At 57.9% G+C, this 25,655-nt stretch carries 24 protein-coding genes; 10 read left to right on the top strand and 14 right to left on the bottom strand.

Annotated features, from left to right (window positions below; all coding sequences use genetic code 11):
* Positions 1–83: 83 nt before the first annotated feature.
* Complete coding sequence (locus BSK21_RS02895) at positions 84–875, top strand: serine protease (RefSeq protein ID WP_067549922.1); 792 nt, start codon at positions 84–86, stop codon at positions 873–875.
* Positions 876–999: 124 nt separating this feature from the next.
* Positions 1,000–1,467, top strand: a complete 468-nt coding sequence (locus BSK21_RS02890; protein ID WP_067549924.1) for an Hsp20 family protein — start codon at positions 1,000–1,002, stop codon at positions 1,465–1,467.
* A gap of 259 nt (positions 1,468–1,726) precedes the next feature.
* Here the strand turns inward: BSK21_RS02890 and polA are convergent, their stop codons facing one another.
* Complete coding sequence (gene polA, locus BSK21_RS02885) at positions 1,727–4,534, bottom strand: DNA polymerase I (RefSeq protein WP_067549926.1); 2,808 nt, start codon at positions 4,532–4,534, stop codon at positions 1,727–1,729.
* Positions 4,535–4,575: 41 nt separating this feature from the next.
* Here polA and BSK21_RS02880 point away from each other — a divergent pair, with 41 nt between their 5' ends.
* Positions 4,576–5,037: a hypothetical protein gene (locus BSK21_RS02880; RefSeq protein ID WP_067549929.1), complete on the top strand. Its 462-nt coding sequence runs from the start codon at positions 4,576–4,578 to the stop codon at positions 5,035–5,037.
* 3 nt (positions 5,038–5,040) lie between these two features.
* Here BSK21_RS02880 and BSK21_RS02875 read toward each other — a convergent pair whose 3' ends face one another.
* The gene (locus tag BSK21_RS02875; protein WP_067549931.1) at positions 5,041–5,223 is read right to left on the bottom strand and encodes a zinc-finger domain-containing protein; all 183 of its coding nucleotides are present in this window, start codon (positions 5,221–5,223) and stop codon (positions 5,041–5,043) included.
* A 93-nt stretch (positions 5,224–5,316) separates the two neighbouring features.
* Between BSK21_RS02875 and BSK21_RS02870 the strand changes: the two genes are divergently transcribed.
* Positions 5,317–6,249: an ABC transporter ATP-binding protein gene (locus BSK21_RS02870; protein WP_067549933.1), complete on the top strand. Its 933-nt coding sequence runs from the start codon at positions 5,317–5,319 to the stop codon at positions 6,247–6,249.
* On the opposite strand, the gene modA is transcribed toward BSK21_RS02870, so the two are convergent.
* From modA to BSK21_RS02855, 3 genes are read right to left on the bottom strand one after another with little or no spacing between them, the layout of a single operon-like run.
* Positions 6,246–6,986, bottom strand: coding sequence for a molybdate ABC transporter substrate-binding protein (gene modA, locus BSK21_RS02865; RefSeq protein ID WP_067549935.1), 741 nt, complete (start codon positions 6,984–6,986; stop codon positions 6,246–6,248). The genes BSK21_RS02870 and modA overlap by 4 nt on opposite strands.
* 4 nt (positions 6,987–6,990) lie before the next feature.
* Positions 6,991–7,356 (bottom strand): HIT domain-containing protein, encoded by a 366-nt coding sequence (locus BSK21_RS02860; RefSeq protein WP_067549937.1) that lies wholly within the window; start codon positions 7,354–7,356, stop codon positions 6,991–6,993.
* An 8-nt stretch (positions 7,357–7,364) separates the two neighbouring features.
* On the bottom strand, positions 7,365–8,942 hold the full coding sequence (locus tag BSK21_RS02855; RefSeq protein WP_067549938.1) for a DUF5928 domain-containing protein: 1,578 nt from the start codon (positions 8,940–8,942) through the stop codon (positions 7,365–7,367).
* A 152-nt stretch (positions 8,943–9,094) separates the two neighbouring features.
* Between BSK21_RS02855 and BSK21_RS02850 the strand changes: the two genes are divergently transcribed.
* Positions 9,095–9,913, top strand: coding sequence for a sulfotransferase family protein (locus BSK21_RS02850; protein ID WP_067549940.1), 819 nt, complete (start codon positions 9,095–9,097; stop codon positions 9,911–9,913).
* Between the two features lie 90 nt (positions 9,914–10,003).
* A complete protein-coding gene (locus tag BSK21_RS02845) occupies positions 10,004–11,290 on the top strand; it encodes an O-acetylhomoserine aminocarboxypropyltransferase/cysteine synthase family protein (protein ID WP_067549942.1) in 1,287 nt (428 codons plus the stop codon).
* A 38-nt stretch (positions 11,291–11,328) separates the two neighbouring features.
* Here the strand turns inward: BSK21_RS02845 and BSK21_RS02840 are convergent, their stop codons facing one another.
* Entirely contained in the window at positions 11,329–12,057 is a 729-nt protein-coding gene (locus BSK21_RS02840) for an SIMPL domain-containing protein (RefSeq protein WP_067549945.1), read from the bottom strand.
* A 164-nt stretch (positions 12,058–12,221) separates the two neighbouring features.
* On the opposite strand from BSK21_RS02840, the gene BSK21_RS02835 reads away from it, so the two are divergent.
* Positions 12,222–14,777 (top strand): hypothetical protein, encoded by a 2,556-nt coding sequence (locus BSK21_RS02835; RefSeq protein WP_156894206.1) that lies wholly within the window; start codon positions 12,222–12,224, stop codon positions 14,775–14,777.
* Between the two features lie 85 nt (positions 14,778–14,862).
* Complete coding sequence (locus BSK21_RS02830; protein WP_067549948.1) at positions 14,863–16,797, top strand: monovalent cation:proton antiporter-2 (CPA2) family protein; 1,935 nt, start codon at positions 14,863–14,865, stop codon at positions 16,795–16,797.
* Here BSK21_RS02830 and cobT read toward each other — a convergent pair.
* Entirely contained in the window at positions 16,794–17,810 is a 1,017-nt protein-coding gene (gene cobT / locus BSK21_RS02825; protein ID WP_067549950.1) for a nicotinate-nucleotide--dimethylbenzimidazole phosphoribosyltransferase, read from the bottom strand. The genes BSK21_RS02830 and cobT overlap by 4 nt on opposite strands.
* A 78-nt stretch (positions 17,811–17,888) precedes the next feature.
* Between cobT and cobS the strand changes: the two genes are divergently transcribed.
* Positions 17,889–18,659, top strand: a complete 771-nt coding sequence (gene cobS / locus BSK21_RS02820) for an adenosylcobinamide-GDP ribazoletransferase (protein WP_067549952.1) — start codon at positions 17,889–17,891, stop codon at positions 18,657–18,659.
* On the opposite strand, the gene BSK21_RS02815 is transcribed toward cobS, so the two are convergent.
* Complete coding sequence (locus BSK21_RS02815) at positions 18,645–19,343, bottom strand: hypothetical protein (protein WP_067549954.1); 699 nt, start codon at positions 19,341–19,343, stop codon at positions 18,645–18,647. The two genes, cobS and BSK21_RS02815, sit on opposite strands and share 15 nt — an antisense overlap.
* Positions 19,343–19,666, bottom strand: a complete 324-nt coding sequence (locus BSK21_RS02810) for a 2Fe-2S iron-sulfur cluster-binding protein (protein ID WP_067549956.1) — start codon at positions 19,664–19,666, stop codon at positions 19,343–19,345. The genes BSK21_RS02815 and BSK21_RS02810 overlap by 1 nt, the downstream gene beginning before the upstream one ends.
* Before the next feature lie 159 nt (positions 19,667–19,825).
* Between BSK21_RS02810 and BSK21_RS02805 the strand changes: the two genes are divergently transcribed.
* Positions 19,826–20,353, top strand: a complete 528-nt coding sequence (locus BSK21_RS02805) for a peptidoglycan-binding protein (RefSeq protein WP_067549958.1) — start codon at positions 19,826–19,828, stop codon at positions 20,351–20,353.
* Positions 20,354–20,398: 45 nt separating this feature from the next.
* Here BSK21_RS02805 and BSK21_RS02800 read toward each other — a convergent pair whose 3' ends face one another.
* From BSK21_RS02800 to gor, 5 genes are all read right to left on the bottom strand, one after another.
* Positions 20,399–21,802 carry a Do family serine endopeptidase gene (locus BSK21_RS02800; protein ID WP_231924796.1) on the bottom strand — a complete coding sequence of 468 codons (1,404 nt, stop codon included), beginning with the start codon at positions 21,800–21,802 and terminating at the stop codon, positions 20,399–20,401.
* A gap of 174 nt (positions 21,803–21,976) precedes the next feature.
* On the bottom strand, positions 21,977–22,174 hold the full coding sequence (locus BSK21_RS02795; protein WP_197498169.1) for a DUF2065 domain-containing protein: 198 nt from the start codon (positions 22,172–22,174) through the stop codon (positions 21,977–21,979).
* A complete protein-coding gene (hflC, locus tag BSK21_RS02790) occupies positions 22,174–23,043 on the bottom strand; it encodes a protease modulator HflC (RefSeq protein WP_067549961.1) in 870 nt (289 codons plus the stop codon). The genes BSK21_RS02795 and hflC overlap by 1 nt, the downstream gene beginning before the upstream one ends.
* Positions 23,043–24,188 (bottom strand): FtsH protease activity modulator HflK, encoded by a 1,146-nt coding sequence (gene hflK / locus BSK21_RS02785; protein ID WP_067549962.1) that lies wholly within the window; start codon positions 24,186–24,188, stop codon positions 23,043–23,045. The genes hflC and hflK overlap by 1 nt, the downstream gene beginning before the upstream one ends.
* 75 nt (positions 24,189–24,263) lie before the next feature.
* Positions 24,264–25,619, bottom strand: a complete 1,356-nt coding sequence (gene gor / locus BSK21_RS02780) for a glutathione-disulfide reductase (RefSeq protein ID WP_067549964.1) — start codon at positions 25,617–25,619, stop codon at positions 24,264–24,266.
* Between the last annotated feature and the right edge of the window lie 36 nt (positions 25,620–25,655).

Genomic DNA, 25,655 nt, shown 5'->3' with positions numbered 1-25,655 from the left:
TTGCCAGAGGCTATAACATAGAGATAGCTGCCATAATGCTGCCGCATGGCTCTGGCAAAAGGGCCGCGAACTAGGGAACCACAATGCGTTTGATCGCCTTATTCATCGCTCTGATGCTGGGCGCGACTTCGGTCGCAGCGCAGGATGGTCGGCTCGTGACCCTCTCAACGTCGAACGATGGCCGAGGATGGGAAGCTGTCGGTCGCCTCGACATCGCGGGCAAAGGGTTCTGCACTGCCGCGCTGATCCGTGATGACCTCATCCTTACCGCAGCCCATTGCGTCTATGACCGCGACGGACGCCCGATTGAGGCTGGTCGTTTCAGCTTTGGCGCGGGTCTGCGCGAAGGTCGGGCCGAAGCCTACCGCAACGTTCGCCGCGTCGTCGCCCATCCCAACTACCGCTTTGGGGTCGGCACAACAGGCGAAGAAGTGGCCCGCGATCTAGCGCTCTTGGAACTCGACCAACCGATCCGCACCACCCGTATTTTCCCCTACCCCATCGCCGCCACGCCGCGCGCAGGCGATCAAGTCGGCGTCGTATCCTACGCCCGCGGACGTGAGGGCGCCCCTTCGCTCCAAGAAATCTGCGATGTTCTGGGGAGACAGAACGGCGTTGTCGTTATGACCTGCGACGTGAATTTTGGCGCCTCAGGGTCGCCGGTGTTCAGGGTCAGAAATGGCGTTGCCGAAATCGTATCTGTCGTCTCTGCGATGACCAATCTGGACGGCACGGCTGTGTCGCTCGGCGCGTCGCTCGACCAACCTTTGTCCGAACTGCTGGCCTATTACGACATGGGCGCGCAGTCGATCCTTCCCCGCGCGATTATGCCAGGCCAACGCGGCGACACGGGCGCGAAATTCATCCGCCCCTGACAGGCTTGAAATCCTAAAATCGCATCCCCAAATCAGATGAACAGGACGCCACAACGGGTCCTGTTCGATAGCCTGTCCCATGAGGGAAGGCGTAATTTTGGTATCGCTCAATGGAGGATAACCCATGCGTAGTTTTGACCTAGCCCCCCTATATCGTGCCACTGTCGGTTTTGACCAAATCGCTGATCTCATGGATCGCGTCATGTCGACCGAGACGACACAAACCAGCTACCCCCCATACAATATCGAGAAAACCGGCGAACAGGCGTGGCGTATCTCGCTGGCTGTTGCTGGATTTTCAGACGAAGATTTGACAGTAGAGCTGCGTGAAAACGCCCTTCTCGTTTCGGGCCGCAAACCCGAAGAAGACGGCGAGCGCGCCTATCTGCACCGTGGCATCGCCACCCGCGCCTTTGACCGCCGCTTCCACCTCGCTGACCATGTCCGCGTCACGGGCGCAAGCCACCAGAATGGCATGCTCCACGTCGACCTCGTGCGCGAAGTGCCCGAAGCGCTCAAACCGCGCCGGATCGAGATCGGCAAATCGCCCGCGTATGACGCCGAAGTCATCGAAACGAAGGCTGTGAATTAATCAAAGCTTAAAGGGAGGGGGCTGTCGGCCCCCTCTTGTCCCCTTTGGGGCCAATTCACCCCCGAGGATATTTGCGGCACAAAGGCATTGTTAACTTTTCGCTGCCAAACTGAGTGTGCGGTACAGGCGGGGACGCCGATGACCGTGCACGAAGGCGCAAGCCTAAGCCCGACAAGAGACACTCTCTCGTCGGGCTTTTTCGTGCCTTTGTGCCTGAAATATCCCGGGGGAGCGCGGAACGCGCGGGGGCAGAGCCCCCTTAGTGCGCCTCGGCCCAATTCGCGCCAACGCCTGCATCGACGCTAAGTTTAACGTCGAGCTTCACCGCAGGATCGGCCGCATTTTCCATCACCTCGCGGGCCCGTTCGATCAGAGCGTCCTCGGACCCTTTTTCGACCTCAAAGATGAGTTCGTCGTGGACCTGAAGGAGCATCTTTGCTGGCAGATCGGCGATAGCGTCGTCCATCCGCACCATAGCGCGGCGGATCACATCGGCGGCGGTGCCTTGGATCGGGGCGTTGATGGCGGCACGTTTGGCAAAGCCAGCAGTCGGGCCTTTGGCGTTGATTTCTGGCGTATGGATTTTTCGGCCAAAGAGCGTTTCAACATAACTGTGCTCTTTGGCAAAGGCGACGGTGTCGTCCATGTAAGCGCGGATGCCGGGGAAGCGTTCGAAATATCGGTCGATGAACCCTTGCGCCTCGGCCCGTGGGATACGCAAATTGCGCGCAAGACCAAAACCCGAGATGCCGTAGATCACACCGAAGTTGATCGCCTTGGCCTGACGGCGGATGTCCGAGGTCATCTGGTCCAGCGGCACATCGAACATTTCAGATGCGGTCATTGCGTGGATGTCATGGCCGTCGCGGAAGGCTTGTTTCAGGGTTTCGATCCCCGCCACATGCGCCAGAATGCGCAGTTCGATTTGGCTATAGTCGAGCGAAACGATGACCTTGCCTTCTTCTGCGACAAAGGCTTCGCGGATACGGCGGCCTTCTTCGCTACGGACGGGGATGTTTTGCAGGTTCGGGTCGGTCGAGGCCAACCGCCCCGTGTTCGCACCCGTTTGCAGGTAGGACGTGTGCACACGCCCTGTGTCCGCGTTGATGTGGTTTTGCAGGGCGTCCGTGTAGGTCGATTTCAGTTTCGAGAGCTGACGCCAGTCGAGAACCAAGCGCGGCAGTTCGTGTTCCGTGGCGAGGTCTTCGAGGATGTCAGCACCGGTAGCATAGGCGCCCGTCTTGCCTTTCTTTCCCCCCGGAAGGCCGAGGTGGTCAAAGAGGACTTCACCCAATTGTTTGGGTGAGCCGACGTTAAATTCCATGCCCGCTGTCGTTTTAATTTCGTCCTCAAGCGCTGCCATTTTCTGGGCAAAGGCGTTGGACATGCGGGACAGCGTATCGCGATCAACTTTTACGCCTGCTTGTTCCATCCGAGCGAGGACGGGGACCAGTGGACGCTCTAACGTTTCGTAGACGGTTGTGACTTTTTTCTGGGTCAGTTGCGGTTTGAACAATTGCCAGAGGCGTAGGGTGATATCAGCGTCCTCGGCTGCATATTTCACAGCATCATCGACGGGCACCCGATCGAAGGTGATCATGGATTTACCCGACCCCAAGAGCGATTTGATCTCGATCGGGTTGTGGGACAGATAACGTTCGGACAGCGCATCCATCCCATGACCGTGGAGCCCCGCGTTCAGCGCATAGGACATCAGCATCGTGTCGTCGATGGGCGCGACCTGTACGCCGTAGCGGCTCAGTATTTTGGCATCGTATTTGATGTTCTGGCCGATTTTGAGGATGGAAGGGTCCTCAAGCATCGGTTTGAGGATCGCGATAGCCTCTTCCAAATTCATCTGACCCGCGGCAAGTTCAGCACCCCCAAAGAGGTCATCCGCCGCAGAGGATTTATGAGTGAGAGGAATATAACAGGCCTCGCCCGCTGTAACGCAGAGCGATACACCGACGAGGTCCACGACCATCTCATCTAGGCCCGTCGTCTCTGTATCAAAGGCGATATAGCCGCGATCATAGGCACGGGCGACCCAGGCCTGTAACGCCCCTGCGTCGCGGACACATTCATATTTCTCATGATCAAAGGGCAACTGCGCCGGCATGTCCGCCGCGATTGGGTCCGCGCCTTCGGGGGTGGTGTCAGGGATCACGGGACTGTCGACGCCCATCTTGTCCGCGATCCGTTTTGACACGGAGCGGAACTCCATTGCGGAGAGGAAGGCCAAGAGTTTCTCGGCCTCGGGATCACGGATTTCCAGATCGTCGATGCTGAAATCCAAGGGCGTGTTGCAGTCCAACTGCACCAGTTGTTTCGACAGTTCAATCTGCGCGCGGTTGTCGATCAGGGTCTCGCGGCGTTTCGGCTGTTTAATTTCACCCGCGCGGTCCAGAAGGGTTTCGAGATCACCGTATTCGTCGATCAAAAGGGCCGCGGTTTTCAGGCCGATCCCGGGTGCACCCGGCACGTTATCGACGCTATCGCCCGCAAGCGCCTGCACATCGACGACGCGCTCTGGGCCGACGCCGAATTTCTCGACCACGCCATCGCTGTCGATGCGTTTGTTCTTCATCGGGTCGAGCATTTCGACACCGCCGCCGACCAACTGCATGAGGTCCTTGTCCGAGGACACGATGGTGACGCGGCCGCCCAATTCACGCGCCTGACAGGACAGCGTCGCGATGATATCGTCGGCCTCGTAGCCTTCGATTTCATGGCATGCGATGTTGAACGCTCGTGTCGCCTCACGGGTCAGGGGGAACTGTGGGATCAGGTCTTCGGGCGCGGGCGGACGGTTTGCCTTGTATTTGTCGTAGAGATCATTGCGGAAGGTTTTGCCCGAATAATCAAAGATTACTGCGACGTGGGTGGCTGCATCGGGACCAGAATTCCCCTCGACATAGCGTTGAAGCATGTTCACAAATCCACTGACGGCACCAACAGGAAGGCCGTCCGATTTGCGGGTTAAAGGGGGCAGCGCATGGTACGCGCGAAAGATAAACGCCGATCCATCAATAAGATGGAGGTGACAGCCTTTTCCGAACCCGCTCATGCATTTTTCCCCTTCGCTTTTCAGTTACCAAAGGTTTTGACATGTTCCGCGTCCTCCTACCAGTCGCCATTCTCTGTGCCAGCACAGTAAACGCTCAATCCAACACATCCTGTTCGATGACCGATGACGCGGAAAACTGTAACCGCGTGGTGGCTTGTGTGGGGTCAGATGGGCTTTGGTTCAATGGGCGGGCGTTTGGGCGCGGCGAAGGGACCTTTGTGGGCAAATTGTCGGACGGGACGCTGTGTGATGGCACATGGATGTCGCGCAATTTTATGGGCCTCGGACAAGCGGACGTGACTTGCGAAGACGGGCGTTCGGGCCGCGTATACTACACCTATCAAGACAGCTACACGGGCACTGCGATTGGCAACGGCCTGATGAACACAGGCGAAGGCATAAAGATTTGGTCCGGCAATAATGTGCTGGCCTATCTGCGCGGTGACACAGGACAACGGATCGCCATGCTGCCGTGTAACGGCGCGGCGATCCCAATCAGCTAAAGATCAGTGATGATCTTTTGCGTTTGCGCTGACTTCGTAGCGGCAGTCGCAATAGGGGCATTCCACGTATTTCGTGTCATGCGGGATGGTCAACCAAACACGTGGATGGCCCAGAGCCCCCTCACCGCCATCACAGGCGACTTTCCATTGATCGACGATCTTGGTTTCGGGTGCAGGAATGGTCATCACTTGGCCTATCTGGTTGTCGCGGGACTTCGTCCGCTTTAGATCGGGTTGTAAGTTATATCAACCCCACGCACGGGCAAGCGGGAAAGCAAGATGACCGAAAATGCGATTGAAATCGAAGGTCTGCGGAAAACCTACGCGGCGACAGGCCGATCTGCGGCCAAAGAAGCGTTAAAAGGCATTGACCTAAACATCCCCCGTGGTTCGATTTTTGGCCTTTTGGGGCCGAATGGCGCGGGGAAATCGACGATCATCAATATTCTGGCGGGTCTGGTGAACAAATCTGCTGGTCGGGTGAACATCTGGGGATTCGATCAGGACAAAAACCCACGCCAATCCCGCGCGGCCATCGGCATCATGCCGCAGGAACCGAACCTCGATCCGTTTTTTACCCCACGTGGGAGCCTTGAGGTTCAGGCGGGCCTTTATGGTGTTCCGAAATCGCAGCGACGCACGGATGAGATTCTCGAACTGATTGGCTTGACCGATAAGGCAGAAGCCTATGCGCGGTCACTGTCCGGCGGGATGCGGCGGCGGTTCTTACTGGGCAAAGCGCTGGTACACAGCCCCCAGATCCTCGTCCTCGATGAACCGACGGCGGGTGTAGATATCGAATTGCGCAACATGCTCTGGGCGAACGTGCGTCGCCTGAACGAAGAGTTGGGCATGACGATCATTCTAACAACACACTACCTCGAAGAAGCACAAGAAATGTGCGACGAGATCGCGATCATCAACCATGGCGAGCTGATCACGCGGGACACCACAGCGAACCTTTTGGGCCGTTTGGACAGCAAAACGATGGTGATCACCCCAGCCGAGCCCATCGCGCAGCCTGATGTGCCCGCTGGTATCACCGTTGCATCGCGCAAGGATGGATCGCTGGCCTTTACCTACAAACCCCGCGAAACTTCGGCTGAGGCAGTATTGGCAGCGGTTCACGCCGCAGGCATTCGCATCGCGGACGTGAAAACCGAAGAAGCCGACCTCGAGGATGTGTTCCTCGCGTTGACGTCGAGCCGTTAATCCAAAACGGTGAACCCCTGCGCCTCGAATAGGGCGCGGGCGGAGGGGCCAGTGAGATAGTCGAGGAATGCGTTCTCGGCCTCGCTGTCGCGCCCTGTGATATCGGCTACGGGATAGACGATAGCGGGATAGCTGTCGGTCGGGAATTCGGCGACCACATGGACCGAAGGATCGGCCAGAACATCCGTCGCGTAGACGATCCCGAACGGCGCCTCCCCCAGCGCAACGAGCGCCAGCGCGGACCGCACGTTATCCATTTGGGCGACCTGCGGTTGGATGTCAGCCCAAAGGCCCAAGGTGTCCAACGCCGCTTTTCCGTAAATCCCCGCAGGCACCGAATCGACCATACCCATTGCGAGCCGTTCGTTTCCGAGGGCTTCGGGCAGGTCGGCCAGTTCGACGGATGCCGCACTCTCTGCGCTGCCGATCAGGACGAGCGTATTGCCCAGCAGATCGCGGCGGGATCTGTCCTCGATCAACCCCTCAGCCTCAACCGCGTCCATCCAGTCAATGTTGGCCGAGATAAAGATATCCGCGGGCGCGCCTTGGGTGATTTGACGGGCCAACGCAGATGATCCCGCGTAGGACAGGACCACATCGTGGCCCGTCGTCTGCGTGAACTCTGCCGCGATTTGGTCGAGCGCGGTTTTGGTGCTGGCAGCGGCAAAGACCACGACCGTATCCGCAGCCGCAGTTTGGGCCGCCAATACGGTGCAGAGGCTCAACGTGCGCCACATGGCATCAGGCCTTTGGCAACATCCGACCCAGCACACGGCCCCCCAAGATGTGCAGGTGGAAGTGCGGAACGTCCTGAACACCTGCCTCGCGGGTGTTGGCGATGGCACGGAAGCCGTCCTCTACGCCTGCGATTTTGCAGACCTCAGCGACCGCCTGCATAAAGCCGACCTGTTCTTCGGCAGACGCCGCCATCGCGAAATGATCCAGCGACATATACGGCCCTTTGGGGATGATCAGGATATGGACGGGCGCTTGCGGTGCGATGTCTTCAAACGCGAGGGCGTAATCATTTTCATAGACAGTTTTATTCGGAATCTCGCCGCGCAAGATTTTCGCAAATATGTTCTGCGGATCGTAGTTAAAGTCCATGAGGTGCCTCAGTCGACGTAAAGGTAAGGGGTCTGTGCGATCGTTCGTGCGACATCATCGGACACAGACAAGAAAGACGCAATGGCCGCCGCGTTGTCTTCGGGTGGGACCAATTCGCGAATGCGGAAGTAGTGCTCGAATCCACCATCACGGATGCGGTCACTTTCGTGCGTAAAGTCATTGCGCACCGTCGGCAAAAGCCGCGCCACGGTATCAGGCGGGGTTTGGTGCCCCATCAGACCAACGCGGCTGGAGTGACCGATCAGATATTCGTCCGAAAATTCGCACTGAATTTCTAGGATTTTCGTCGTCGCGCGGTCGGATGCGAAATCCTGCATCAGATCGAGGTTTGCCGTATCCATACAGATCACCATTTTATCGGTCTGGTAATAGTCGAACAGCATCCGCATCATCGCCCGTCTGTGACGATGCCGTTTACCCAATGTCGCCTGAATACCACCCAAATCAGGGAGCGGCGTGGATTCTTCATTAAACAAATAGGCGACGGTCGGGATACTGGCGTTCTGGTTGATCGCGTCGATCAAACGCTTAGCCACGTGCCATTTCTTGCAAGCTACGATCAGAAGTTCACGTTCACGACCAAGGCTGGCTTCGGCCTCCCAAAAACGAGGGGCAAAGCGACGCCCTTCGCGACCACGGCCAGACAGGAATTTGAACAGGTTCCGACCTTCGTTCGAGATTTTGAAATCGTCCTGATCAGAGGCATAGAGCCGACCGAGCCGTTTTTTAAGGTCCACCGCTTCGGGGCTGATCTTGCGAGCAAAGAGGGAATCCTGCGCCAACAGCATGTCAAAGTGGTCGTTATAGAACGTCACAGGCATCCCGTAGTCGGTAAACATCAGGAAGGTCAGCGTGCGGGTGTCGATCTCTTTGGCGGGGATCAGGTGCCGCACGAGGGTCTGAAAAAACGTCTCGTCGGGAATCCACGTGGTCGAGAAAAACTTCATCACGTCTTTGCGCTGGCGGGTGAAGTCGAGAATCCATTCGATCGTGCGGCGACGCAGGCACCACCACTGGCTACCGATCTGGACCTGAATGTCGTCGGGGATCGCCCGTTTCAGCCCTGCCCAACGTTGGAACCAGAAGGACCAGTAGAACAGCCGTTTATGAACGCGCTCATTGAACCAATGGCGGTAAATGAGGCGCTCTTCTTTCATCCCCGTCTTGATCCAATCGCTTTCAAAGAAATCAAAACTCTCGATGTAGTCAACGTCACGGGAATCGAGGAATTCTTTCGCGTATTTCGCCGATTTGATAGCCATGCAATCGCCAGACACCATGTAAAAATGGGTCGCACGTGGGAAGGCATCGACGGCGGATTCAATAGCGTAGAGTGTCGCTTGAACGAGGCTCCATTCACCCCAGCCGCATTTGATCCGCTTTTTCGCGAAGGTGACATTTGGGTTGTCGGCCAAGGCTTCACGGATCACCTGATAGTCGTCTTTGGACGCGCTGGCATCAAAGTGGATCGAAATGTAATCCCCAACCGCGGTGAGCTGTTGGGCTTGCTGCACAATCGCCTCGGGGTTCTTGTGGCACAGGAGAATGAAGGCGATTTTTGCCATATTGGAAACAAAACCCTGCGGTCGAACTGATCAGTTTCCCCCTTGATAACCCGAAGACCCGTTGAATAAACAGCGTTTCTTTGATTTTTATGGTGGATAATGTCCCGCACGATCTGGCAACAAGGGACAAAGGGTAACAAGGGGCGACGAGTATGGGCTTTCCCGGAACGTGGATGACTGAGAGCGAAAGCATGGTGTATCGGGTTGTGCCGAAATGCGCCTGCTCTTCCATTGGTCAGATTATGTATTACTCCGACCACGGAGAGTTCTTTGACGGCGACATCCACGATGCCACGGACCGGATGCACAAATGGGCGTTTGAGGCCAGCCAACCGCTGATCACCGACAACGTCAAAGCCCACAAGAGCTATGCGTTTACCTGCGTACGGAACCCCTACACCCGTATCCTGTCCTCGTTCTTTGACAAAATTTGCGGCATTCAGCGTAACGGGAAACGCTACCGTGGGAACCTTGTGCCGCAACTGGCGCAGAAATATGGGATCGAGGTCGGCTCGCCCGAGGATGATTTCGATTTCGACCAGATCAAATCGTTCCGTCGGTTCCTCTTATTCGCGCGCGACACCATCCGCTGGAAACGCCCGATGGAGCCTGACATTCACTGGTCGGCTATGTCTGGCCATATCGCGACCTTCATTGCGAACGGCGGCAGCTACGACCACATCTTCTTTACCGAGAAGTTCAACGAAGGCATGCAGGTCGTTCTCGACAACTGCGAAACCGCGCATCCCATCGACCTGAAAACCATCCCCCGCTTTAACGAAAGCGAAGGGCACGGGCCGAAGCGGGCGCATCCTGTTGAAGATTACTTTGACGATCTGTCGATGCACCTCGTTTATGAAATCTACAAAAAGGATTTCAACCTCTTCAAATACGACTTTGAAAATCCGGGGAACAAGATGCCAATCGGCGAGATCGATCTGGCCGAGGTTCACGCCAAACTCGGCGACTAGAACCATCGTAATACATTAGGATTTTGCTGCATTGTCCTGTGGGTGAGCCTGACGTAACGTCTGGGCAACAATAACTCATGGGAGGATGCAATGACCCAAGACCTCGGTTTTGAAACGCTACAAATTCACGCTGGAACAGAGCCGGATCCAGCCACTGGCGCACGTCAGGTGCCGATTTATCAGACCACCGCTTACGTGTTCAAAGACGCGGATCACGCCGCGCGTTTGTTCAACCTCCAAGAGGTCGGCTACATCTATTCGCGCCTGACCAACCCAACCGTTGGTGCGCTTCAGAACCGTATTGCGGCGCTTGAGGGCGGTGCGGGTGCTGTGTGCTGTTCTTCGGGTCACGCGGCGCAGATCATGGCGCTCTTCCCGCTGATGGGGCCTGGCCTGAACATCGTGGCATCGACACGCCTATATGGCGGCACCATCACCCAGTTCAGTCAGACGATCAAACGGTTCGGCTGGTCGGCCAAATTCGTTGATTTCGACGATCTCGATGCGGTGAAGGCTGCAATTGACGACAACACCCGCGCTGTATTCTGCGAAACCATCGCAAACCCAGGCGGCTATATCACCGACCTTGACGCAATTGCAGCCATCGCAGATGCGGCCGGCATTCCGATGATCGTCGATAACACCACGGCGACCCCGTATCTCTGCCGTCCGATCGAACATGGCGCGACGCTCGTTGTGCATTCGATGACCAAGTACATGACGGGCAACGGCACCGTCACAGGCGGTGTGGTCGTGGATTCGGGCAAGTTCGATTGGTCCGCATCGGACAAGTTCCCGTCGCTCTCGGCACCAGAGCCGGCTTACCACGGCCTAAAATTCCACGAGGCATTGGGCGCGATGGCCTTCACCTTCCACGGCATCGCCATCGGTCTGCGTGATCTCGGCATGACGCTGAACCCGCAGGCGGCACATTACACGCTGATGGGTCTGGAAACGCTTTCGCTGCGCATGGACAAACACGTGGCCAACGCAAAGCAGGTCGCTGACTGGCTCGAAGCGGATCCTCGCGTGGATTACGTGACCTATGCGGGTCTGGATTCCAGCCCCTACAAGGACCGTGCCGAACGTCTGGTCCCCAAAGGCGCGGGTGCGCTGTTCACCGTTGCGGTTAAGGGCGGCTATGACGCCTGCGTGAAGCTGGTGGATAGCCTGCAGCTGTTCAGCCACGTGGCGAACCTTGGTGATGCACGGTCGTTGATCATCCACCCTGCGTCTACGACCCACCGCCAGCTGTCCGAGGATCAACAGCGCGCAGCAGGTGCGGCACCAGAGGTCGTGCGGATTTCCATCGGTATCGAAGACCCGAAGGACATCATCGCCGATCTCGATCAGGCGCTCGCCAAGGCAACCGCCTAATACAAAAGCCAAAGGCCGCCCAGTGGGCGGCCTTTTTGTTACTCGGTGGCAATACCGTAGACGATACTGACTTGCGCCGACACGGTGATGTCTCCTGCAGCCAACGGCACGTCCATTTTCGGGGCCGAACTATCGAACGAACGAGCTGTTAGGGCTTCCATCACGACGGGGGCATAGCCGCCATAGCTGTTTTCGCTCAGCGTCAGAACTCCGCCTAAGTTCACACCTGCGGCTTGCGCATAAACCTCTGCACGGTGACGGGCGTCTTCGACTGCTTTTGCGCGGGCCTCGTCCATGAGGGCGGAATCATCGTCGATCCCAAACGACACACCATTCACCGTATTTGCCCCGCCCGCGACCACGTCGGATAGCAATCCGCCCAGCGTCGTGAGATCATGGGTCGTGACCGAAAGCGTGGTCGAGGCGGTGTATCCTTCGATCTGGGTGTAATCGGGAGCACCCAAAACGGTCCGCCCGTAGCGCGGGATCAGTGACACGCGGCCTGTTTGAATGTCACCCTGCGGGATCGCAGCTGCCTCTAGCACGGCAAGAATACCGGTGGTTGCCATACTGACCGCATCCAACACTTCGCCCGTTGTTTTGCCTTCGTGCATAACGCCGACTGTGACCACGGCCATATCTGCGGGGGCGGTGACAATACCCTCACCCGAGACGGAAATCGACGGCACAACGCGATCCTGTGCCATCGCACCAAGGGGCGCGGCCATGAGGCCAGAGATCAGCGCTACACGCATAAAGGTCATCATCGTTTGATCCTTTCACTGGAAACGATTCTTAATCAACCGTCAGGCGATCACAGTCAGCGGTAGAACACGAGTAAATTTTCCGAGTGGGCGGGAAGTTGCTGTAGCTTAAATCATTGAGCGCCGTTACATTTCCGCTCCGAAGAAATCATGTTAGTCCCAATTTTATGACACCAAATTTTGCACTTTCATTGTCGTTCGAAGGGATCCGTTTATTGCAACGGGGTTCCGACGGCTGGCTTTTGGTGGACGAGGTCGCGCTGGATGACACCGATCTAGGCGCTGCCCTTGCACGGATGAAGGAACGGGCGGCGCAGCTCGACCCCTCGCCGCTGCGGACCAAGCTTCTGATTCCGAACGATCAGATTCGGTATCTTGCGTTGGATAATCCCCGTGCCGACGAAGACGACATTCGCGCGTCTCTCGACGGGGCGACGCCATATGCTCTCGATGATCTGGTGTTCGACTATTCGCGTGGCGGTGGCCGCACCTATGTGGCAGCGATCGCGCGGGAAACGTTAGACGAGGCCGAGGGCTTTGCTGCGGGATATGGGTTTAACCCTGTCAGTTTCGCGGCTGTACCTGATGCCTTCACCTTTGTCGGCGAGGCGTTTTTTGGCAGGACAAGTGCGGCGGCAAGCCTGCTGGCCGACGGGCAGACCATCGAACGTGACGTGAATGCCGTGGTGGTCGTGGGTCGCGTTGCGGATCCAGAGCCTGAGCCCGAACTTGAACCTGAGATGGTCGAAGAGCCGCCCGTGGTTGAACCTGAGGCCGTCGTCGAACCTACGGAAGAGGCGCAAGCTGAGGCCGAACAGGTCGAGCTAGAGTTTGATATCGACCTCGATATCGACTTGTCCGCCATTGAAGAGACCCCTGCCCCCGTAGAGGCAGAACCAGAAGCTGCACCAGAACCGGTGGAAGAGCCTGCGGAGCCTGTGGTATTCTCGAGCCGCGCGCGGACGTCTGATGCCACGACACCGACGTTAACCACGGGCGACAAAGCGACGGCCACGATCCAGCCACGGATCACGCCGACGATCACCCCTACGGTAGGTATTCCCCCTGCTCCAAGTGATCTGGACGCCGCACCTGTTTTCGCAGCAACGCCACGCACCATCCCGACAGAAACCAAACAAGAGGACAAGACCTCGCCGCTCGCACCTGTAATGGCGGCGGCGACCTCTGCAAAGGCGGCGCTCGCCAATGGTCTCACGGCGCTGAACGACCGTCGTAAGGCCCGCCGCACGGAAAAGGATGCGGAACGCGATGCCGCTGCCTTGGCCAAGTTGGAGGCCAAAGCGCAGGAAGTGGTAGCCGAACTCGACGGCGATGCTGAGCCCGCCGACGAAAAAGTGCGGCTCACCATTTTCGGTGCCCGCCGCAAAGCACAAGCCAAAGCGATCAAACGGCCCAAATACGTCTTTGCGATTTTGATGGCGCTTTTGTTGGCCTTCCTTCTGGCCGTCGCGATCTGGTCGTCGACCTTGGAAAACGGGATCGCGGGATTGTTCGGCGGCAGTGACGTGACGGTTGCCACGCTCGACGCCGACAACCCTGCCCCCGAAGATGAAGCCGCGGCCGACCTTGGCGATGCGATGTCTGACGTGGATATCGCGATTGAAAATCTGACCCAAGACGGGGCGCTCTTGCCCCCGACTGACCTGCCGCTTGGTCAAGTGCTCAGCCCCGCAGAGGCGCAACGCCTTTATGCCGCAACGGGTGTTTGGCAGCGTGCGCCGACCTTCCCCTACACGCCCAAGATAGAGACGACAGACGGTGTCACCATCGCCGCCATCGACCCCGTAACGTTCGGGACAGATGCGGTTGCATTGCCTTCGATCACGGCAATGCAACCCGATCTGTCCGTTGTGTCCCCTCTCGCACCACCCGCCGCGGGAACCGAATTTGACCGTGACGCGAACGGTAATATCCGCGCGACGGAAGCGGGCACCGTTCTGCCAACGGGCATCACTGTCTTTGCGGCAACCGCCACCACGACCCGCCCGATTGCGCGTCCAGACGGGATTGCGCCAAATCTAGAGGCCGCGCCGACCACCAATCCTGACCTTGTGACCGCTGGTGGTGTCTCACTGGCCAGTCTCCGTCCGCGGAGCCGTCCTGATAACCTCGCTGAGAACATCGAACGGGATACTCTGGGCGGATATACTGCGTCAGAGTTGGCCGCGCTGCGTCCGCGTGCACGTCCTGACAACTTGGTCATCGTAGCGCCAGAGCCCGAGCCACTGCCAATCCCCGAAGCCGACGTTGACGCCATCGCCGCCGCGATCGCGGCTGCGGCTCCGCCAGATTTGACTGCAGGGGCGTCCCAATACGCGGTTTCGTCGTCGCCGCTTCCGATCTCGCGTCCACGCAACTTTGATCGGATCGTCACGGCAACTGCCGCCTCGCTCCAATCAGAACCCGAGGCAAGCGCACCAACAGATGCATCGGCCACCATGCGGCCTACGGGCTCTGTCCCTGGTGGCGTGGCCCGCGCAGCAACCGAAAACAACGTTTTGACGATGCGCGATATCGCCCTGATCGGGATCGCGGGCAGCAGTTCCAGCCGGATCGCTTTGGTGCGGATGGGCAACGGGCGGATTGTATCGGTTCGGGTAGGTGATACCCTCGACGGAGGTCGGGTCACCGCGATTGGCGAATCTGTTTTGAACTACGAAAAACGGGGTCGCGTGGTGTCTTTGGAAATGCCGAGGGGTTGATCCCTAGCAATTTCCAATTCCTGCCCCAAGTGTAAGTGACGGCCTCCACGCTGCCCTTTGATTTCAGATATTAAGACGGATACCGATGGAAAGCTTTCTCTTTCAGGCAACCATTTACCTAGGCGCAGCAGTGATTGCGGTGCCCTTGGCAGCACGTTTGGGCCTTGGGTCTGTGCTGGGGTATTTGTTGGCAGGGATCGTCATCGGGCCCGTGTTCGGATTGGTCGGCTCTGAATCCAAAGACGTCCAGCACTTTGCCGAATTTGGCGTCGTGGTGATGCTGTTCCTGATCGGGTTAGAGCTGGAACCTCGCGTCCTCTGGCGGATGCGGGCCAAACTTTTGGGACTGGGCGGCCTGCAGGTCATCCTGACCGTCGCGGCCCTGTCTGGGCTAGCCTATCTGATGAACGAAACGGCACGGGATTCCATCGCCATCGGGATGATCCTCGCGCTGTCCTCAACCGCGATCGTATTGCAAACCCTGTCGGAAAAGGGGCTGGTGCAAACAGCGGGTGGGCGTAATGTGTTCTCTGTTCTGCTGACGCAAGATATCGCCGTGATCCCCATGCTGGCGCTCATGCCGCTGTTGGCTGTGGCCGCACCGATGATGATTTCGCCCGATGGATCAATCCAACGCGCCGCGGACGACACGCACCATGGCACGTTCTCGCTCGTTGAAGGATTACCAGGATGGGGCGTCACATTGGTCACTGTCGGCGCAATCGCGGTGATCATTCTCGCGGGTGTGTTCCTCACACGGCCCGTGTTCCGCTACATCCATCAAGCCCGCATTCGGGAAATGTATACGGCGCTCGCGCTTCTTATGGTCGTGGCGATTGCTGTGCTGATGCAGATGGTTGGCCTATCGCCTGCGCTGGGGACGTTCCTTGCGGGCGTGGTGCTCGCGAACTCTGAATTCAAACACGAACTAGAGACCGACCTTGAACCGTTCAAAGGGCTGCTGCTCGGTCTGTTTTTCATCACCGTTGGCGCGGGTTTTGATTTCCAAGCGTTCTTTGGCGACCCCGTGCGGATCGTGCTGCTGACCTTCCTTCTGATCGCAGTCAAAGGTGGCATCCTCTATGGTCTAGCTCGGATTTGGAGGCTGAAGCCCCATGACCGTTGGTTGTTTACCCTCAGCCTCGGTCAGGCGGGCGAGTTTGGCTTTGTCCTGATCAGCTTTGCCTTGGGGATCGGCGCGCTGTCTCCTGCGCTCGCGCAAAAGCTGCTTTTGATGATCGCTCTGTCGATGCTGATCACGCCGCTCTTGTTTATTCTCTACGAATATCGCACTCGCAAAATGGCGAGCGAGGATGAAACCCATGACGCCGACGATATCGATGAAACGGGCACGGTGATCATTGCGGGGATCGGGCGGTTTGGGCAGATCGTGAACCGACTGGTGCAGTCGGCTGGATTCTCCACCGTGGTTCTGGATTCGGATTTGGAAACCGTTCAGACCATGCGTAAGTTCGGGTTCAAGGGCTTCTTTGGCGATCCGACACGGCCTGACCTGCTGAAGGCTGCGGGGATTGCAGAGGCAAAGGTTCTGGTCGTGGCCGTCGATGGACGGGACAAGGCGACGGCATTGGTGCGCTATGCCCGTCAAATGCGCGATGACATCCACATCGTTGCCCGCGCACGGGATCGGCAGCATGTCTATGAACTCTACGCGGCGGGCGCCAATGACATCGTGCGTGAATTGTTCGACAGTTCGCTGCGTGCAGGGCGCTATGCGCTCGAAAACCTTGGGCTGTCGGAATACGAGGCGGCCGAGGCAGAAACCATGTTCTACCACCATGATCGCGGCATGATGAAGGAATTGGCAACGCTCTGGAAACCCGATGTGCCGACATCGAAAAACACGGCCTATCTTAAACGGGCAAAGGAATTGAATTCCGATTTGGAGCTGTCGCTTGCGTCAAAAGAAGAGGCCGAAGCTGAGACTGAATCCAAGGGTGGCATCGGGCGCCGCCGTAGCGACAGCGCCCTACTGCCTAAGGATCAAGGGGACGCTTAGGCGTCCGATACACCTGCTTCTGCAAAGGTGAGCATGCCAGAGTGACACGCAATCGCGCCCTTGAGGACGCCGATAGCCAATGCCGCGCCAGAGCCTTCGCCCAGACGCAGACCAAGGTTCAAAAGCGGGGCTTTTTTCAAGTGCGCCAGCAGTTTCGCATGTGCGCCTTCGGCGCTGACGTGGCCCGCTACAGTGTGATCAAGCGACCCAGCAACAGCGCATTCCAGCGCAGCGGCAGAAGCCGTGCAGATGAACCCGTCGAGGATCACAGGGATGCGCAGGTTCCGCGCCCGTGCGATTGCACCCGCCATCGCCGCCAATTCACGACCACCGAGGCAGCGCAGTGCCTCTAGCGGGTCAGCGATCACATCAGCATGAAGCGCGAGGCCATCCGCGACAGCAGAGGTTTTGCGGTTTAGACCTTCATCATCGACGCCAGTTCCACGGCCCGTCCAATCGGCAGCGTCACCACCAAACAAGGCCGCAGCAACAGCCGCCGCAGCGGTGGTGTTTCCGATACCCATTTCTCCTACGACCAACAGATCGCTTGTGTCTTTGACGGCGGTCCAGCCAGCAACCAGCGCATCGACCACTTCGTCCTCGGTCATTGCGGGGGCCGTGGTGAAATCGGCGGTCGGCGTATCGAGCGACAGGGACACGACCGACATGTCGGCGCCAAACGCCTTGGACAATTGGTTGATCGCAGCGCCGCCGTGTTCAAAGTTCGCAACCATCTGAACGGTGACTTCAGGCGGGAAGGCAGAAACGCCACGCGCACAAACGCCGTGATTGCCCGCAAAGATGATCACTTGGGGGTTTTCAATCGACGGACGCGGATTGGCGCGCCACGACGCATACCAGATCGCCAGATCTTCGAGACGGCCCAATGCCCCTGGAGGTTTCGTCAACTGGCCGTTGCGCTCCTCTGCGCCAGCCTTAGCCTCGCTATCGAGCGACGGGGCGGCAGACAGAAGAGCGCGAAATTCGGCGAGACTAGAAAATGGGCGGGTCATGGCGGTCCTCGTTGCACTTTTTGTGCGCCTTGAATAACCCTCGTGGCACAGAATGAAAGGTCAGAAAGGGTCGCACCTATGTCCAACTCCGACATTCGCAATTTTCAACCCGCCGATGTGCTGGCTGCGCTGGGTCTTTTGACCCGCCTTCCCGTAAAGGTCGACCACGAGGCCGCAGGCGCACGCGCGTCCAAGGCCGTCTGGGCCTACCCGCTGGCAGGTCTGACAGTCGGGGTGATCGCCGCGTGTGTCGGCAGTGTTTGGCAGTGGTTTGGGGTGTCCGACGGTCTGGTGGCCGCCGCCGTTCTGGCCGTGATGGTGATCATCACAGGTGCGATGCACGAGGACGGTCTGGCCGATAGTGCCGATGGGCTTTGGGGCGGCTGGGATCGGGATCGTCGGCTTGAGATCATGAAAGACAGCCGTATCGGGTCCTATGGGGTAATCGCGCTCTGCCTGTCGCTCTTGGCGCGCTGGATTGCGATTGAGACCCTGATCAGCGCAGGTTGGATGTGGTGCGCACTGCCCATCATTGCCACCCTGAGCCGCGTTCCGATGGTCGCCCTCATGCACCTGATGGAGCCCGCACGGGCGGGCGGTTTGTCCCGCTCTGTCGGGCGGCCTGATAAGGCTCCTGTTGGGGTCGCGCTATTGATTGGCTTGGCCGTTGCGGCCGCTTTGGGCGGCTGGACTGTGTTCCCGCTCTTTATCTTTGTTACCCTCGCCACGGTTAAGGTCGCGCTGATCGCGCAGGCGAAAATCGGCGGGCAAACAGGCGATATCCTCGGCGCGGCGCAGCAGATCGCAGAGATCACAGCTCTGGGCGTGTTGGCGTCAATCGCAGGCTAAGGCGGCGGCGAGGCTATCGGGGCCCGAATAGGGGCCGACATCGCGGGTGGTATAGCCTGTGCCGTCATGAGACGTGACCATAATGCGGGTCCAATTGGCGTTGGCTGTGACGACCTCTGGCTGACCGCAATCGCGCAATCCGCCTTCGATCACGGCAGAACCTAGATGATGATTGGTCAGCCCCTCAACCGCGCCATCGGGCGTCAGGGTCCACGTGCCTTCAGAGGGCCCGATTTCTAAAAACCGCAGCGTTTTGGCGAGGTGCGGACGGTCAACATAGGTAATCTCTGCCGCGCCATCACCGTCGAAATCCGCGATACCTGCGATTGCATACCACCGATTGCGTCGCCCAAACGGCGCACCAAAACCGATGGGTGCGATCTGGTCGGATGACACGCCAAAGATCGCGATCCGTGCACCATCGTTAAATCCGCTGAGGACAGTGACGACTTCAGCCGTGCCATCCTCGTTAAAATCAAAAAGACGCGGGTTCGTATCTTCGAACACCGCGTCTTTGAATTGAAATGTATGGGTCTGACCCTGCCACGTGACCTCAAGCCCTGCGAATTCGCCATTTGCAACCGCCCCGTGCCCATAGGCATCAGTCGGGTCCACATAGCGAGCCGTCAAGGGATCGGCGCTAACCGCACATGGCCAAAGAGCCAAGAGCGGCCAGAGGCGCATTAGATCTGACGCTCTGGCAGGTTCACAACCAAACCGTCCAGCGCATCTGTCACTTTGATCTGACAGGACAGGCGCGAACGGTCGGAGTCCACTTCGTAGGCGAAATCGAGCATGTCTTCTTCCATCGCTTCCATGCCCGGAACTTTGTCTTTCCACTCAGCAGGCACATAAACGTGGCAGGTCGAACAGGCACAAGCGCCACCGCAGTCGGCCTCGATGCCAGGGATACCGTTATCTCGAGCCCCTTCCATCACGGTCATACCGTTTTTCACCTCAACGCTGTGTTCGGTGCCGTTGTGTTCGATGTAGGTGATTTTGGCCATGATCTGCTCTCGTTCCTGTAAAGTCTGCGTAGATTTAATGCGTTGTACGTGGCTGTTCCAGCCTTCTGTCGCAGTTTAACCGACACGGTTCATAAAATTTGCGCCATTGGTCGAAAAATGCCATAGAGTTTTTATAAAAGAGAGGCAGAGCAGCCCCAGATGAAACGTGTCACCCACTCCGCAGCCCTATTTGGGCTGGCGCTGTCCGCTTGTTCGGATGGTGGGGTGCCGCCGTATTCCAACCCGCCTGCCTTTACCGAAGCTGGGATTGAGACTGACTATTACGGCAAATGTTTTGGCCGCGATGTGACCCCTGCACAGACCCATACGGTCACGGATCAAGAACTGGTTAAAGAAGAAATCCTCGCACCTGATGGCAGCGTTTTAGAACCAGCCGTTTACCAGACAGTCACCAATCAACAGATCATCCGTGAACGCCGTGAAGTGCTGTTCGAGGTCGTCTGCCCCTCTGAGATGAACAGCGGTTTCATTGCCTCGGTTCAGCGGGCGCTGGCCGCGCGCGGATTTTATCAGGCTCCGATCACGGGTGTGATGGATGAGACGACGACGGCAGCGGTTCGGCTCTATCAACGCCAACAGACAGGCGTGGACAGTCCGTTGTTGTCTGTTGATGCGGCAAAGGTACTGGGTCTTGTCGCTCTCACGCCAACCGATCTAGGCATGTAAAAAGGCGCCCGAAGGCGCCTTTTTTGTATCAAGTTCGTCTTCCGATCATTCCACGATGCGTAGCGCCATAAAGCGGGTCATACCGTCACGGTTCACGAGGATCAGCAGGGATTTGCGACCAGCGTCGCGCGCTTCGTTCACGCGGTCCTCGAAATCGGCGACCGATGTTACAGGCTGCTGACCAGCTTCAGAGATCAGATCGCCAGCCTGTAGACCGTTCGACGCTGCATCAGAGGTCGGATCGACGGCAGTGATCACCAGACCCGAGGCATTCGGTGCGAGGCCAAACTGGCTGATCGTCTCTTTGTTCACCTCAGACAGCGTCAGGCCGAGCATTTCGGTCTGTGTCGGTGCTGCGTCTTCCATCGGAGCCTCAGAGCCGGGCATGGAGGCTTCGGCGGTTTCGCGACGACCCAGAGTGACAGTCAGTTCAACCGTTTCACCATTGCGCAGAACGTTCACAAGGACCTCTTGACCCACGGGGGCATCCGCAACGATGCGAACGAGTTCGCGGGTGTCGGTGATTTCTTTGCCGTCAAAGGTCAGGATCACGTCGCCAGCCTCAATACCTGCGTCCATCGCAGGACCAGGAGGAACCGAGCTGACCAAAGCACCAGCCGCGTGATCAAGGCCAGCAATGCCTTCTACCATATCAGGGGTGACGTCTTGGATACGTACGCCAAGCCAACCGCGGCGGGTTTCACCAAACTCTTTCAACTGGGCCACAACGTTTTTCACCACGTTTGACGCCATCGAAAACCCGATCCCGATGGAGCCACCGTTGGGCGACAGGATCGCAGTGTTCACGCCGACAACATCGCCGTCCATGTTAAAGAGCGGACCGCCAGAGTTACCACGGTTAATCGCCGCGTCGGTTTGGATGTAGTCGTCATAGGTGCCCGACAGTTCGCGGTTTCGTGCAGAGACGATACCAGCCGAGACTGAGAACCCCTGCCCGAGCGGGTTACCCATCGCCATCACCCAATCCCCGACACGCGCCGTGTCGCTGTCACCGAAGTTCACGAACGGCAGGTCGGTCGCGTCCACTTTCAGTAGCGCAATGTCGGTATTCGGGTCGGTGCCGACCAAGGTCGCCGCGAGCGGTTCGGTCCCACCGGGAAAGAATTCGATCAGGATTTCATCCGCGCCTTCGATGACGTGGTTGTTCGTCACGATGTAACCATCCGACGAGATCACAAAGCCAGACCCCAGAGCCGACGACCGGCGCGGTCCTTGGTTTTGGAAGTCCTTAAAGAAGTCCTCGAACGGGGACCCATCTGGGACCACACCACGTGGGCCAGCATTGGTGGACACAACAGTCGTCGTCGTGATGTTCACAACGGCAGGGCTAAATTTCTCGGCCAAATCGGCAAAACTGTCGGGGCGCGATTGCGCGAAACCCGCAACGGTTTGGGCCAAGAGGAATACAAAAGACAGCAAGATTGCCACGGCATAGGACAGACGGGTCTGTTCTGTGTGGCGGGAAACAGTGAGTGCTTGAGACGTCACGGTGCCTCTCCTTTTTGCGGTTGCGGGGTGTCACACCCCGATGGCAATCCAAACTTTATGCATGGCGCGAGGTAACTCAAGGCATGCTACAGCCACCTCAACCACCTGTGAATTTCAGTGTAGGCCGCGTGCGCAAAAATGCACAAGTAGAACGCCGATAAAAACCGCGATCAGGCCGACCCTGCGCCGCTGTTGGTGCGTCAGTTCTGCCAGCGCGGCGAGCATTTTCTCAACGAAAGAAGGGGCCAGCGCGTAGGCCAGCCCCTCGATCACGAACACCAACCCGAGGGCGATGCCAATCATCCAAATCATCAGTTGCCTTCCGAGGACTTCATATACTTGAAGAACTCGCTATTCGGCGACAACACCATGGATGTGTTGCCGTTTTCGAGCGCGGTCGCATAGGCGTTCATCGACCGATAGAATTCAAAGAACTCTGGGTCAGCGCCATAAGCTTCTGCAAAAACGCGGTTGCGCGTTGCGTCGGCTTCACCGCGGATGATCTCGCCCTGACGTTCCGCATCCGACACAAGTTCGGTCACGGTACGGTCAGCTTGCGCGCGGATACGCTGTGCCGCTTCGTTACCGCGGGCGATTTCGTCGGCGGCTTCGCGTTCACGCTCTGCCGTCATACGGTCATAGGTCGCAGCAAGGTTTTCCGGCGGCAGGTCGGTGCGTTTCAGACGCACGTCGATGATTTGCAGGCCCAACGCCTGTGCCTCGTCAATCGCGCCGTTACGGATGCGCTGCATCAGCGCGGCACGGTCAGTCGACAGAATGTCGTTCGAGGTTACGCTACCCAGAACCTGACGGGTTTCGGCCCGCAGGATGGAGTCCAGACGTGATGCAGCAGCCCGTTCAGCACCGACACCAACCGCACGACGGAAGGTTTCCACGTCAGTGATGCGATAGCGGGCGAATGCGTCAACGACGATACGGCGACCGTCAGAGGCCGTGACTTCCAATTCTTCCATGTCACGGCTCAGGATGCGGTCGTCATAGGTGACAACCTCCTGAATGAACGGAATTTTAAAACCGAGGCCCGGTTCTTCTTGGACGCGGACGATTTGACCGAATTGAAGAACAAGCGCCTTTTCGCGTTCATCAACGATGAAGAGCGACGATAGGGCGACAGCGCCTACGACCACTACGGCGGGGATAAAAAACGCAGCCTTACGCATTAGTTTGACCCTCCTGCTGTGGTGCTTCGGCGGATTTCATTGAGCGGCAGATAGGGCACAACGCCAGAACCGTCGCCGTTGTTGTCGTCCAAGAGCATCAGATCAACGCTACCCAGAACCTTTTCCATGGTCTCCAGATACATACGCTGGCGGGTCACATCAGGAGCCATCTGGTATTCCGTCAAGATCGAGCTGAAGCGGCTCGCTTCACCTTCGGCGGCGTTGACAACTTGCGCGCGATACGCCTCGGCTTCCTCAAGAAGCTGTGCTGCCTGACCACGGGCCTCTGCCACAACACGGTTTGCGTAGGCATCGGCGAGCGACTGCAGACGGTCACGTTCCTGTTCGGCGTCCTGCACCTTGCGGAAGGATGCGATAACAGGTTGCGGCGGGTCAGCCTTATCGAAGTTAATACGAACGATGTTCACGCCGCTGTCGTAGCTGTCGAGAGTAGACTGTACGAGGTCGGTCAACTGCTGCGCAATCGAGGCGCGGTTCACGTTGAGGATCGGAGCCAGTTCAGACTGAGCGATAATCTCGCGCATTGCCGATTCAGACACAGCAGCGATGGTCGCGGCAGGATCAGCAAGGTTGAACAGGAAACGCTGTGGGTCGCGGATGTTCCATACGACTTGGAAGTCGATATCGACGATGTTTTCGTCACCCGTCAGCATCAGACCTGCATCGTTACCGACGCTAGAGGTGCCGATTTCAATGTTGCGTTCGGTCGAAACAGCAAGAACCTCGCGCGTGACCAAGGGCCACGGTGCAAAGTTCAGGCCCGGATTGCCGACCTGATGAAACTCACCAAGGAACAGTTCAACCGACTGTTCTTCGGGCTTCACGGTGTAGAACGACGCCATGCCCCAAACGACCACAGCAGCCAAAGCAGCGAGGCCGATTGTGCCACGGGTGAACGCGGGCCCAGAGGGCGCGCCGCCGCCAGAACGGTTACCACCGTCATTGCCGCCACCCATCAGAACGCGAAACTGTTCGCGCCCTTTGTTCAACAGGTCGTCGAGTTCGGGAATCTGGTCCCCGCCCGCCGGACGCCGCGGACCGTTGTTTCGGTTATTGTCGTCGTCTCCGCCAGAGCCGCCTCTATTTCCGCCGCCGCCCCATGGGCCACCGTTATTCCCAGCCATGAACCTCTTTATATCCCTATGTAATACCCCGTCATTCGGGGCCTTTATTCAGATTTGGGGACTTAGCCCCGAATTTCAAGCCGTTCGCGTCGGCGATTTCATCGTGACCAGCTCTTCGGCCATGGTCGGGTGAACAGCACAAACGCGGTCGAAATCCTCTTTGGTTGCACCCATTTTAACGGCGATGCCCACCATCTGGATCATTTCGCCTGCTTGCGGTGCGACGATATGAACGCCGAGAACCTTGCGCGTCGCCTGCGAGACGATCAATTTCATCAAAACGCGATCTTCGCGCCCAGCAAAGAGGGTCTGCATCGGACGGAAGGACGAAGTGTAAACTTCGATCGGCTCCTGATCGCGGGCTTGTTCTTCGGTCAAGCCCACAGCACCGTATTCGGGCTGGGTAAAGACAGCAGAGGGGATCAGTTCGTGATCAACGGGTGTGGGGTTACCTTTGAACACGGTCTCAACAAAAGCCATAGCCTCGCGGATCGCGACGGGGGTCAGTTGGACGCGGTCGGTCACATCGCCCACGGCGTAGATCGATGGAACGTTGGTCTGGTTATATTCATCAACGATGATTTCGCCACGGCGGCCGACATTCACACCGACGTTTTCGAGGCCAAGGCCTTCGACGTTCGGGGTGCGACCTGTCGCGAACATGACCTGATCAAAAGTTGCCTCGGTTCCATTGGTCGCTTTGGTCCAGATCTTTCCGTCGCGACGTTCCATTTCGAGGATATTGGTGCCGCAATGCAGGTTCACGCCCTTGTCGCGCATCTGGTCCGCGATCAGGCCACGCGCCTCATCGTCAAAACCACGCAGGATTTGGGCACCACGGTAGTATTGCGTGACCTCAACGCCGAGGCCATTGAGGATGCCCGCGAATTCACACGCGATATAGCCGCCACCGATGATCAGGATCGATTTCGGCAGGTCTTCGAGGAGGAAGATTTCGTTCGATGTGATGCCCAGATCGGCGTTCGCCAGTTCAGGTTTCACAGGACGACCACCGACCGCGATCAGGATGTGTTTCGCTGTGATGTCTTCGCCCGTCGACAGGGTAACCGTGTGTTCGTCCTTGATCGTCGCCCGCGCGTCGTATGCCGTGACAGACGACCCGTCCAAAAGGCGACGATAAATACCTTCGAGGCGATCAAGCTCGGCATGCATTTTGGTGCGGAAATCGGTCCAGTCGAAATCGCCCGAAGATACATCCCAGCCATAGGCTTGCGCGTCTTCGATGGCGTCGGGGAATTCGCTCGCAAACACCATCAGTTTTTTCGGGACACAGCCACGGATCACGCAAGTGCCGCCCATGCGGTATTCTTCGGCCAAGGCAACCTTTGCGCCGGTGGCTGCGGCAACGCGTGCGGCACGCACACCGCCCGAACCGCCACCGATGACAAAGAGGTCATAATCAAAGGACATGGGATGTCTCCGTCTAAATCTGTTTGGCCCTGATGT

Source organism: Marivivens sp. JLT3646 (assembly GCF_001908835.1).
GTDB classification, from domain to species: domain Bacteria; phylum Pseudomonadota; class Alphaproteobacteria; order Rhodobacterales; family Rhodobacteraceae; genus Marivivens; species Marivivens geojensis.
The sequence above is the reverse complement of the archived record's forward strand: the minus strand, read 5'-3'. Positions and strand labels throughout refer to the sequence as shown.